Source organism: Trueperella sp. HMSC08B05, assembly GCF_001808405.1.
Lineage (GTDB): Bacteria > Actinomycetota > Actinomycetes > Actinomycetales > Actinomycetaceae > Trueperella > Trueperella bernardiae.
The window spans coordinates 53411-66017 of sequence record NZ_KV793239.1 but is presented as its reverse complement, the minus strand read 5'-3'; the positions used below and the strand labels follow the sequence as shown (position 1 = coordinate 66017).

Sequence of the window (12607 nt, the reverse complement as noted above, 5' to 3'; positions counted from 1 at the left end):
CTGCTCGTAAGGCTGGGTTGCCGTCGCCTGGTGAGGGGGACATGAGCCTGGACAACGTCCGGCTTCGTGCCGCGGGCAGAGCGTCAGAGCCGTGCGGGACATGGCACTCATTTGAACGCGCGAAGAGCATGCATGACGCGCGTGATTGCAGCTATGGAGTGTGGAAAATGTGGCAGGCCCTGCACCGTAATGGCATCGCGGTTAGTTGAGAACAGACTGCTAGACTGATGTGCATAGCTGGAGTATCGGGTAGAGGCAAGGGCACATCACCGGTGACAACTCGTAGCTCGAAGAGATTAGATATGTGTCCTGATCTGGTCGGCCGCGACTTCCACCCAGGACGCTTTAGGCTCTTCTCAATTGGTGGTGTATTGGGTCTATGGCTGGGGCCGGGCCGACGGCGACCGGCCGGCCTGCTCAGGTGCCCGCTTCTCCTCCAGTAACATGGCAAGCAGCATGTCGGCGTTGGTGCCGGAGTCGAAGTAGAATGTGGGTTGAGTGATGAATAAGCAGGAGCTTGCTTCCAGGATTTGGAAGTCTGCGAATCGTATGCGCTCGAAGATCGAGGCGAATGAATATAAGGACTACATTCTTGGCTTCATTTTCTACAAGTTCCTGTCTGAAGAGCAGGTGGCGCGGCTGAGGCGGGACGGGCTGGATGACTTGACGGCGCTGACGGAGGACGACGTCGAGATCGTCGAGTACACCCGAGACCTGTGTGGCTACTTCATTTCTTACGAGAACCTGTTTGGCACGTGGCTGGCCAAGGGCAATGATTTCGGCATAGATAACGTTCGCGACGCGCTCTCCGCGTTTAGCCGCAACATTGACCCGGCTCGCAAGAAGGTCTTCAACGGCATTTTTGACACGCTTCAGTCGGGTCTTTCGAAGTTGGGTACGGATGCCCGCGCCCAGTCGAAGGCGGCGCGTGACCTCATCTACCTCATCCAGGACATCCCGATGGGGGGCAAGCAGGACTATGACGTGCTGGGCTTCATCTACGAGTACCTCATCTCGAATTTCGCGGCGAACGCGGGTAAGAAGGCGGGCGAGTTCTACACGCCGCACGAGGTGTCGTTGCTGATGAGTGAGATTGTGGCCTGGCACTTGCGGGACCGCGAGAACATCGAGATTTATGATCCGACCTCCGGATCTGGTTCACTGCTCATCAACATCGGCGCGGCCGTGGCTCGCCGAAATGGGAGCAAGGACAACATCAAGTTCTTTGCGCAGGAGCTGAAGCAGAACACGTACAACCTCACCCGTATGAACTTGGTGATGCGCGGGATTCTGCCGGACAACATCGAGGTCCGTAATGGTGACACGTTGGATGCGGACTGGCCGTGGTTTGAGTCGGAGGAGAATAAGGAGGAAACCTATAACCCGCTGTTTGTGGACGCGGTGGTGTCGAATCCTCCGTATTCTCAGCAGTGGGAGCCGGAGGACAAGGAGCTCGACCCGCGCTTTGCGAACTATGGTGTGGCCCCGAAGTCGAAGGCGGATTACGCGTTCCTGCTCCACGATCTTTTCCACTTGAAGCCTGACGGCATCATGACGATCATTTTGCCGCACGGCGTGCTTTTCCGTGGCGGTGAGGAGGGCAAGATCCGCCAGAACCTGCTGGAGCGCGGCCATGTCCAGGCGGTGATCGGCTTGCCGGCGAACATTTTCTATGGCACGGGTATTCCCACGATCATCATGGTGTTGCGCAAGGCGAGGACGGAACGCGATGTCCTGATCGTGGATGCCTCGAAGAACTTCGTCAAGGCTGGAAAGCAGAACGTGTTGCGTGCTTCGGATATCCAGCGGATTACGGACACGGTGGCGGGATGCCGCGAGGTGGACAAGTTCAGCCGCTTGGTTTCACTCGAGGAGATCCGCGCTAACGACTACAACCTCAACATCCCTCGCTACGTCGATTCCTCGGAGCCGGCGGAACCATGGAACCTGCACGCCCTACTTTTCGGTGGCATTCCGGCGGATGAGTTGGGCAGGCTGGCGCCGTTCTGGGAGGCGTGGCCGGGTCTGCGGGAGAAGCTGTTTGACGTGAGCGGGGACGCGATCGCGGCCCGGGATGTCGACGTTGAGGAGGTTGTGTCCAACGACGACGCCGTGGCCGCTTTTCGTTCGGGCTTCGGCCAGGCTGTGGGTTCCTTCCCAGCCCACATCAAGAAGCGCCTCATTGACGCGCGGATGGGTGTCAACGCGCTCGCGGAGCAGGGGATGTTCGCGGCGTTGCTCGAGGAGTCGCTGGATGGCATCCCGCTTATCGACTACTACGATGCGTTCCAGGTTCTCGACGAGGCATGGGATGAGATGGGCCAGGATCTTGAGATCATCCAGACCGAGGGGGACTCGGCGATCACTGCCGTGGCGCCGAACATGGTGGTGCGGAAGAAGAACGGTAAGGAAGTGGAGGTCCAAGAGGGATTCGTGGGAAGGATCCTGCCGTTCGAACTCATCCAGCGCAGGCTGCTGAGCGACGAGCTGGGCGAGCTGGAAGATTTGAAGCGCAGGGCTGCCGAGGCCGGGGAGGAGCTGACCGCTCTGTTTGAGGGCCTACCCGAAGATGCTCCAGACGACCTGCTCAACGAGGCCAAGACGGCGTTCGCGCGCAAGGGTGTAGTCGATTACCTCAAGGGTGTGGGGGTGAAGCCGCGAGCGGTGCCGGAGGACTTCCCGGAGGAGTCAACGGAGCGGATTGCCCTGCAGGCGAAGTCGTTGCTGGAGTCGAAGAGTGGACTCGATAGGGACGTCAAGGCTGCATCGCGCAAGCTTGAGGATGACACGAAGGAGCGATTGGAAGGCCTGAGCGTGGAGGAGGGCCTGGTGTTTCTCCACGACAAGTGGAGCTCGCCCCTCATGGAAGGTCTGGCCGGCCTGGCGGAGGCTAAGGTTGCCGAATGTGTGGCGGCTGTGCGTGCGCTCGCGAAGAAGTACGAGTCCACCTTCGCGGACGTCTCCCAGGAGATCGCCGACACCGAGCGTGAGCTCTCCGCGTTGCTCGGCGACCTCACGGGTAGCGACGCCGACATGGAAGCCATCGGCGAGCTCGAGCGCCTGCTCGGGGGTGAATAAATGCCTGAAGAAAGGAATGTCCCGCAGATCCGTTTCAAGGGGTTCACGGATCCTTGGGAACAGCGTCAGCTGGGTGAGGTTTGCACGTTCCGGAAGGGGCAGGGCTACAGTAAAGCGGATGTTTCCGACAAAGGCACACCGATTCTTCTGTACGGGCGACTGTATACTCACTATCAAACCTGTATTCGAGGTATTGATACCTATGCGGATGAACGTGCGGATTCGGTGATCTCTCGAGGAGGAGAAGTCCTTGTTCCGGCATCCGGTGAGAGTGCAGAAGAAATCGCGGTCGCCGCATCGTTGGATAGACCAGGAGTCATTCTTGGCGGTGATCTCAATGTCGCAACTCCGTCGGGTGTCTTGAAACCAGAGTTTCTTGCTTATGGAATCACCTACGGTCCTGCACATCAAGATCTTGCGATGCGTGCTCAGGGTAAATCAGTAGTTCATGTCCATAATTCAGATATCGCCGAAGTTCAAATCTGCTATCCGGTTCCTGACGAGCAGAATCTGTTTTCGACCCTGTTTATACGTCTGGACTCTCTCATCGCCCTTCATCAGCGTAAGCTCGACAAGTTGACGAACGTCAAAAAGTCTCTATTGGAAAAAATGTTCCCGAAGCCCGGTTCGGATGTTCCGGAGATCCGATTTGCTGGATTTACTGCCCCTTGGGAACAGCGTCAGCTGGGCGAGCTCGTCAATAGGCTCGTGCGAAAGAATGTCAATAATGAGTCGACGTTGCCGCTGACTATCTCAGCCCAACACGGGTTGGTCGACCAGATCGCATACTTCAATAATCGTGTTGCGAGTCGAAATGTTAGTGGCTACTACTTGGTGTTCAATGGCGATTTTGCCTACAACAAGAGCTCCTCCGATGGCTACCCATTCGGCACTGTCAAGCGGCTAGATCTGTACGAAAAAGGCGTGCTTTCAACGCTCTATATTGTCTTCGCACCCAAGGGCAGATTAACGGTCAATTCGGATTTTCTTGCGGTATTCTTTGAAACTGACCGCTGGCATAGGGGTGTTGCAGAACGGGCGGCGGAAGGCGCCAGGAATCATGGATTGCTTAATATTGCTGCTGATGACTTCTTAGAAATTGAAATCTCTGTTGCGGCAGAGAACGCCGAGCAGAAAGAAATTGGCCGCTTCCATACGCGTCTTGATCGTCTTATCTCCCTTCATCAGCGTAAGTTGGACATGCTCGAGAACGTTAAGAAGTCCCTGCTCGAGAAGATGTTTGTCTGAGATTGCGAGCTGAAGTCCGTAATGGAGGTCAACGTGGATCGGGAACGCGCCGTGGAGGAAACTCTTCATTCCTGCGAAATGGCGGACGCATACGTGTCCACGCGGTTCCGAGAGGATTCTGATGAATGCGTCAAGGACGAGATCTCGATCGGGGAGCTGGTGACACGGACTGGGGTGTCAGTGGATTCCGGAAGGCTTGCAGGCTGATGAGTGACAAGCTCGGGGCTCCGTGGATCGGTGGAGAGGTTGGGGTTACGCCTCGTGTCATTGACACGGATGGCCTCCCGGCAGGTATAGGAGGGACACGGGTGGCCTTAGGTAAAGACTTGCCCTTCGTATCGTCGGCATGTTGTGTTGAGAATGAGTTAGATTCAGTATTTGTCTCGCTTGGCCGGCTGGAGGGCGCATGATTATCGGCACTTCGGTCGCAAAGTGCCGGCCCACTTGGGAACAGCGTCAGTTTCGAAACCTGGCTCAGCGTCTGTCTACGGCCGTCATAGGAAACATACTGCCTGCTGTCGAATACCAGGATCTTGTTTCTGGGACGGGAGAACTTAAGACGGACTATCGTAGCTTGTTGCGTGGGAAGACTGGCGTTTTCTTCAGTCCGGGAGATGTGCTTTATGGCAAGCTTCGACCGTACTTGCACAACTGGTTCTTGCCTGGTTTTGAAGGGGTTGCAGTAGGGGATTTCTGGGTACTGCGGCCACAAGAAGTTGATAGTGAATTCCTTTATAGGCTGGTTCAAAGCGAAGAATTCGATAAGATAGCCAACCAATCAAGCGGCACCAAGATGCCACGAGCTGACTGGAACCTTGTCGGCCAGAGTGAGTTCCGTGTTGCTCGATCGGGCACCGAACAGGAGAAGATCGGTGTCGTATTCTCCGCCCTCGACCGTCTTATCTCCCTTCATCAGCGTAAGCATTCGCACTCCAAAACCCGACTTTCAACCCTGCGTCCGCTACAAGTAAAGGAAGTCTCATGACGTTTGAACGTGAATCGGACTTTGAAGAGGCCGTCATCGAGGTCCTGAAGCAGAACGGCTGGAACGATTCGGGCGGCGTGCTGAAGAATCCGACTGAAGAGGATCTCATCCGGAACTGGGCCGAAATCCTGTTTGCTAACAATAAGCACAGGGATCGGCTCAATGGCGTGCCGCTCACGGATAGCGAGATGGCCCAGATCCTCGACAAGGTCCAGGAACTCCGCACCCCCTACGCGCTCAACGCGTTCATCAACGGCAAGACGGTGTCAATCAAGCGCGACAACCCGGATGATCCCGAACACTTTGGCAAGGAGATCAGCCTCAAGATCTACGATCGGCAGGAAATCGCTGCGGGTGACAGCCGGTACCAGATCGCCCAGCAGCCCAGATACCCCGCACACAACCGCATTCGCAACGACCGCCGGGGAGACCTGTGCCTACTGATCAATGGCATGCCGGTCATCCACATTGAGCTCAAGCGCAGCGGGGTGGCAGTTAGCCAGGCCACGAATCAGATCGAAAAGTACTCCCACGAAGGGGTATTCACGGGCATCTTCCAGCTCGTCCAGGTGTTCGTGGCGATGACCCCCACCGAGCTGAAATATTTCGCGAACGCCGGCCCGGACAGGTTTAACCCCGCCTACTTCTTCCATTGGGCGGACGTGAACAACGAGCCGATGTGCGCGGGAGGCGACACCACGCCGCACCCGTGGAAACGCGTCACGGAAAAATTGCTCTCCATCCCGATGGCACACCAGCTCATCGGCTTCTACACCGTGGCTGACGCCACGGACGGTTCCCTCAAGGTGATGCGAAGCTACCAGTATTACGCGGCAAGCGCGATCTCAAACGCCGTGCGCAACCACGACTGGAAGACGCCGCCGCTCGCCGGCCAAAGCGGCCACCTTGGCGGCTATATCTGGCACACCACGGGCTCGGGCAAGACTATGACGAGCTTCAAGTCCGCCCAGCTCATCGCCGATTCTGGTGACGCCGACAAGGTCGTCTTCCTCATGGACCGCATCGAACTAGGCACCCAGTCCCTGAGGGAGTATCGGGCTTTCGCTGATGACGCTGACGACATCCAGGGCACCAGAAGTGCCCTCGAGCTCAGGGAGAAGCTCCTCAGCTCGAGCCCGTCGGAGAAGCTCATCGTGACCTCGATCCAGAAGATGAGCAAATTGAAGATCGACGGTGACATGCTCCGGCAGCACGACGTGGAAATGCTGGCACGGAAGCGAATCGTGTTCGTCGTCGACGAGGCACACCGTTCGACGTTCGGTGAGATGCTGCAGACGATCAAGCAAACGTTCCCGAACGCCCTCTACTTTGGGTTCACTGGCACGCCGATTCTTGCCGAGAACAAGAAGAAGGACACGACCACGTCGATGGTCTTCGGCTCCGAGCTACATAGGTATAGCATTGCGGACGGGATTCGCGATGGCAACGTGCTCGGCTTCGACGTCTACCAGGTGACCACGTTCAAGGACGCGGAGGTGCGCAAAGCGGTGGCGCTGGAGAAGGCGAAGGCATCGAGCGTCGACGAAGCGCTGGCTGACACGCGCAAGAAGGAGGTTTTCTACCGCTACATGAATGAGGTGCCGATGGGGCCGTCACAGGACGAGCTCGGCCGGTCCCAAGAATCGATCGAAGGGAACCTCACCCAGGCCCAGTACGGAGACGACACGGCACACAAGGACATGGTCGTGTCAGACATCCTCGACCAGTTCCAGGTCCTCAGCCACGGCGGGAAGTTCCACGCGATCCTCGCCACCAGCTCCATCCCTGAGGCGATCACCTACTACCGCAAGTTCAAGGATCAGGCACCGCGCCTGAACGTTACCGCCCTCTTTGATTCGAGTGTGGATAACTCTGACGGTGCGATCGTCAAGGGCGACGCGCTCGAGGAGATCATCGAGGACTACAACGTTCGCTATCGCAAGAGCTTCACGATCCCTACGTGGGCGCTGATGAAGAAGGACATCGCGGCACGCCTTGCACACAAGACTCCCTACGTCACCGTCGACAGGGATCGGAGCGAGCGGATCGACCTCCTCATCGTGGTTGATCAGATGCTCACCGGCTTCGATTCGAAGTGGGTCAACACGCTCTACCTTGACAAGATCATCCTGTTCGAGAGCATCATCCAAGCCTTCAGCCGCACCAACCGCGTGTTCGGGCCGGACAAGCCGTTCGGGACCGTACGCTACTACCGCAAGCCGCACACGATGAAACGCAACATCGAGGCGGCGGTAAAGTTGTATTCAGGAGAAAAGCCGCTCGACATCTTCGTCCAAAAACTCCCCGAGAACATCGACCTCATGAACGAGCAGGCGGCGGCCATCCGCAACCTCTTCGAGGTTGCCGGCGTGGCCGACCTCAGCCGCCTGCCCGACACCGAAGAAGAACGCAAGATGTTCGCCAAGATGTTCATCGAGTTTGACCGGGCCCTTGAGGCCGCCCGGATCCAGGGCTTCACCTGGGACACGTCCACCTACGAGTTCATCGACGACGACGAGCGCCAGGTCACCCGCACGGTCGCCATCGACGAGCGAACCTACCGCATTATGGTCCAGCGCTATAAGGAGCTCTTCTCGGCGGGCGGATCCGCGGACACCTCCGTGCCCTACGACCTGGCCGGCCACATCATCGAAAACGACACGGAACGCATCGACGCGGACTACATGGAGCTTCGATTCACCAAGTGGTTCCGGGCGCTCAATTCCGGTGACCCGAACCTAGGGGCGATCGCCAACGAACTCCATCGCTCGTTTGCCGCACTGAGTCAGGAAGACCAACGCCACGCACAGACCCTGATTCATGACATCGAGTACGGGCGTGCCGTCGTGGAGGAAGGTCAGACCCTGCGCGACTGCATCAACGCCTACGCCAAGCGAACCGAGAACGCGCAGGTGGCGCAGGTGGTCGACGGTTTCGGGGTGGACAGGTCGGCCCTCGAAGAGCTTCTCCGCCTGAGGCTGACCGAGAACAACCTCAACGAGTTCGGGCGCTTCGACGAGTTGGCCACCACGATCGATGCCAGCCGCGCTATCCAGTTCCTCAGCGAGCACGGCTCGAGTTACGCCAGCGTCTTCCGGGCAAAGATGAGGGTGCGGACCCTTCTCAAGGACTTCGTCCTCGAAGGCGGCTTCGACCTCGAGGAGCGGATAAGAATGGAGGGTTAACAACACCTTTTGCTTTCTTCATCAGCGTAAACGATCAACTGAAGAAAGAGGCGATGACACGTGCAGATCTCCAATGATAGAAACGCTCTGTTTGCTACCTACTACGCGGAATGGGTGCAGATCTACAAGGAGGGCGCAATCCGTGAGGTCACGATGGACAAGTACCGCTTGTCTCAGGCGTGGCTCAAGCGGCTCGCGCCTGACCTCCTGCTCAAGGACCTCAACCGCATCCGCTACCAACAGCTCATCAACGCGTATGCCGAACACCACGAGCGCCAGACCACGATGGACTTCCACCACCAGTTGAAGGGCGCGATCCTCGACGCCGTGGACGAAGGTTTCATCCCGCGCGACCCCACGCGCAAAGTCATCATCAAGGGCAGGACTCCGCGTCAGAAGAAGACCAAGTACCTCAACCAGTTCGAGCTCCACTCGATGCTAGCCAACCTGGAGCTCGGCCCGGAGCCGAGCTGGGACTGGCTCATCCTCCTCATTGCCAAGACAGGTCTGCGCTTCAGCGAGGCCCTCGGCCTCACCCCGAACGATTTTGACCTCGCTCACCAGAGCCTCTCCGTCAACAAGACGTGGGACTACAAGCGCAAAGACGGGTTCGTCCCCACCAAGAACGCCTCGTCGGTCAGGAAGGTTCAGCTCGACTGGCAGTTGGTTATGCAGCTGTCAGGGCTAGTGAAGGATCTTCCTGCCGACGAGCCGATCTTCGTCAAGGGCTCGGTCTACAATTCCACGGCCAACGCTGCGCTTGCTCGCCACTGTGAGGCGGTGGGTGTTCCCGTCATCACGATCCACGGCCTGCGCCACACGCATGCCTCGCTGCTCCTCTTCGCGGGTGTGTCGATCGCGAGCGTATCGCGCCGCCTCGGGCACGCGAGCATGACGACGACGCAGGAGACTTACCTCCACGTCATCAAGGAACTGGAAAACCAGGACATCGACATCGTCATGCGTTCGTTGGCCTCCCTAGCGTAGCGACTGCAAGGCGTCTGGTTGGGCCGGCGTCGGCCGGCCCAACCAGGCCCCTACAGCGCCGCGAGCGCCTGCGCGATGTCTTCGAGGATGTCGTCCACGTGCTCCAGCCCGATCGAGATCCGCACCAGCCCCGGCGTGACGCCGGCGGCTGCCAGCTCGCTATCGGTCAGCTGCCTGTGCGTGCTCGACGCGGGGTGCAGTACGCAGCTGCGCGAGTCGGCCACGTGGACCTCGCGGGCCACCAGCTTGAGCGCGTCCATGAAGCGGGTGCCGCGCTCGCGGTCGCCCAGGTCCACGCAGATCACGCCCGAGTACCCGCCAGACAGGTACTTGTTCGCCAGCTTGTGGTAGGCGAAGGACTCGAGGCCGGGGTAGCGGACCTCCCCAACCTCCTCGCGCCCCTCAAGGAACCGTGCCACGGCGAGCGCGTTCTCGCTGTGCCGGGCCATTCGCAGGCCCAGCGTTTCGAGGGACAAGTTGAGCAAGAACGCCGAGTGCGCCGCCGGGTAGGCACCAAAGTCGCGCTGGAGCTGGGTGCGGGCCTTGACCATGTAGGGCGCCGCCGCATAGTCCTTCGTGTACACCACCCCGTGGTATGACTCGTCCGGCTCGGTGAAGTCGGGGAAGCGCCCGTTCGTGTAGTCAAACTTCCCGGCGTCGACGATCATGCCGCCCACCTGCACCGCGTGCCCGTCCATGTACTTGGACGTGGAGTGGATGACGACGTCGGCGCCCCACTTAATCGGCTTGCACAGCGCGGGGGTGGCGAACGTCGAGTCGACGATCAGCGGCACGCCGGCCCCGTGCGCCACGCGGGCAAACTTCTCGATGTCGAGCACCGACAGCAGCGGGTTCGCGATCGTCTCACCGAACAGGGCCTTCGTGTTGGGCTTGATCGCCGCCGCGATCTCCTCCTCCGGCGCGCTCGGGTCCACCCAGATAACCTCGATGCCGAACTTCGCCAGCGTGACCGAGAACAGGTTCGCCGTGCCGCCATACACCTCGATCGACGACACAAGTGAATCACCTGCCGAGCACAGGTTGAGGACCGCCATGAGGGTGGCAGCCTGACCGGACGACGTCGCCATTGCTGCCACTCCTCCTTCCAGCGCCGCGACCTTTTCCTCCACCGCCATGACGGTGGGGTTCGCGAAGCGCGAGTAGATCAGCGCGTGCGTGGGCTCGTCAAAGACGCCCGCGATCGAGTTGGCCGAATCGAACGTGTACGTGGTCGACTGCACGATCGGCAGCTGGCGCGGGTCGCCGTCGCCGGGCTGATAACCTGCGTGAATGTATTTGGTGTCGTCCTTCATGGGGCTCTCCTTTTTCACGACGCCGTCGCCACGGCGCCCTTGATGCTCCACCTTAGTCCCGGGTCGGTTTTAGTTCTGCGCCGTGCACCATGTGGACGGGGGAGTGTCAGGGTCAGTCCGACAGAAGTCGTGAAAATACCGGCTACCGATTTCTATAGAAGCCAGGTCCACGCCAGGTTCACGAGTTGTGCCGCGGATCCCGGCAGACACCGGCTGCCGGGCCCGCCGCGACCGCTTCTAGACCCAGCTGGGTAGCCACATGTGGAGCTTCCAGAACCAGCGCGGAATCGGAGTGCCCCACCACAGGGGCATCCAGAACAGGGCGGCCACCACGATCAGGCCCACGACCACCGCGATGAGCACCCACGCCTTGCGCGTCCGCGGCAGGGGGCTCACCACCGAGGGCAGCATCTCGTGAGGGCCTGAGGCGAGCGGGGCGACGGTGTCGTCGGTGACCTTGATCAGGCGCAGGGGAGGGAGGGTGCGCGCGGCCCAGCCGACCCCGTACGCGAGCGCGAGCGCCACAAACGGAAGGAAGGCCACGGCATAGAACTGGTAGATCGTGCGGTCGAGGTAGAAGAACCACGGCACGTACATCGCCAGATAACCGGACAGGATCGCCCAGGCGCGCCAGTCGCGGCGGATGGCCGCAGCGATCACCACGATGAGCGCCAGTGCGGCGAGCCACCACACGAACGGGTTGCCCACCGAGGTGATGGCCATGACGCAGTCGTCGCTGGGGCAGGAGCCGGCGGGGACGTCGTCACCGGCGCGCCAGAAGAAGGACACCGGGCGGAACTGGATGATCCACGCCCACGGCTGGCTCTGGTACGTGTGTGGGGAGGACAGGCCCCGGTGGAACTCCATCGTGGCCTGGTGCCAGTGGAGGAAGGAGTTCACCACCCCGGGCGCCCACGGCAACGGCAACTGCGCGGTGTGCTCCACGGCCCACTGGCGATCCCAACCGGAGGGGGAGGCGAACCAGGAGAACCAGGACGCGACGTAGGTGACGATCGCCGTGGGCACCAGCTGGAAGAACGCCGGCACCCCCTCGCGCCACAGCCCCGCCCCGATCCACAGGCGCGCCCCGATCGCACGGCGGGCGGCCAGGCCCCAGAAGAAAACGAGCAAGCCGAAGACCGCCAGCGCATACGCCCCTGACCACTTCACCCCGCACGCGAGCCCCACGAACACGCCCGCGAGGATGAGCCACGGGCGGAAGGCGACGTGGGGGCCCCAGACGTCGTCCACGCGGCCCGGGGAGCCGGTGGGCCAGGCCACGCGGGCGGCGAGGCGCTCGCGGGCGTAGTCGCGGTCGCGCAGGATCGCCCAAAAGCCGGCGAGCACGAAGAACGTCACCATGTTGTCCAGCAGGCCCGTGCGGGAGAGGGTGATCCCCATGCCGTCCAGCGCCATCGCCAGGCCGGCGATCGCGGCGAGCGGCACCGAGCGGAACAGGTGCAACGCCACCCGCACGAGGATCGCCACCGCAATCACACCCAGGATCGCGGTGGTGGCGCGCCAGCCGAAGCCGTTGTCGTCGCCGAAAAGACGCATCCCCACGCCCATCAGCCACTTGCCGAACGGCGGGTGGACCCAACGGTCGGGGGCGGTTTCCATGGCGGACAGGTCCCCGTTCACGAACAGCGCGTTCTGGTCCTCGCCCTCCCAATTGCGCTCATACCCGAAGTTGAGCAGGGAAAAGGCGCCCTTGACGTAGTAGGTCTCGTCGAACACCATCGCGTGCGGGTGGGTTAGGCGCGGCAGGCGCGCTAGCGCCGCGATGAGCGTGGCCAGGGCCGTGGCAATCC

Annotated in this window: 7 protein-coding genes; 5 read left to right on the top strand and 2 right to left on the bottom strand. The window is 60.3% G+C overall.

Going from position 1 to position 12607, the window contains the following annotated elements:
* Window positions 1–501 precede the first annotated feature (501 nt).
* The 5 genes from HMPREF3167_RS04455 (at window position 502) to HMPREF3167_RS04435 (ending at window position 9483) form a co-directional block, all read left to right on the top strand.
* Window positions 502–3078 carry a type I restriction-modification system subunit M gene (locus tag HMPREF3167_RS04455; protein ID WP_070445709.1) on the top strand — a complete coding sequence of 859 codons (2577 nt, stop codon included), beginning with the start codon at window positions 502–504 and terminating at the stop codon, window positions 3076–3078.
* A complete protein-coding gene (locus tag HMPREF3167_RS04450) occupies window positions 3079–4326 on the top strand; it encodes a restriction endonuclease subunit S (RefSeq protein ID WP_070445708.1) in 1248 nt (415 codons plus the stop codon).
* 406 nt (window positions 4327–4732) lie between these two features.
* Window positions 4733–5311 (top strand): restriction endonuclease subunit S domain-containing protein, encoded by a 579-nt coding sequence (locus HMPREF3167_RS09400; protein ID WP_210382963.1) that lies wholly within the window; start codon window positions 4733–4735, stop codon window positions 5309–5311.
* Window positions 5308–8496 carry a type I restriction endonuclease subunit R, EcoR124 family gene (locus HMPREF3167_RS04440; RefSeq protein WP_070445706.1) on the top strand — a complete coding sequence of 1063 codons (3189 nt, stop codon included), beginning with the start codon at window positions 5308–5310 and terminating at the stop codon, window positions 8494–8496. The genes HMPREF3167_RS09400 and HMPREF3167_RS04440 overlap by 4 nt, the downstream gene beginning before the upstream one ends.
* Before the next feature lie 60 nt (window positions 8497–8556).
* Window positions 8557–9483 carry a site-specific integrase gene (locus HMPREF3167_RS04435; protein WP_070445705.1) on the top strand — a complete coding sequence of 309 codons (927 nt, stop codon included), beginning with the start codon at window positions 8557–8559 and terminating at the stop codon, window positions 9481–9483.
* Window positions 9484–9533: 50 nt separating this feature from the next.
* On the opposite strand, the gene HMPREF3167_RS04430 is transcribed toward HMPREF3167_RS04435, so the two are convergent.
* Window positions 9534–10796 (bottom strand): O-acetylhomoserine aminocarboxypropyltransferase/cysteine synthase family protein, encoded by a 1263-nt coding sequence (locus HMPREF3167_RS04430; RefSeq protein ID WP_070445702.1) that lies wholly within the window; start codon window positions 10794–10796, stop codon window positions 9534–9536.
* Window positions 10797–11033: 237 nt separating this feature from the next.
* Window positions 11034–12607 (bottom strand): dolichyl-phosphate-mannose--protein mannosyltransferase (locus HMPREF3167_RS04425; protein WP_083281073.1); only part of this gene is annotated, 1574 nt, incomplete at its 5' end.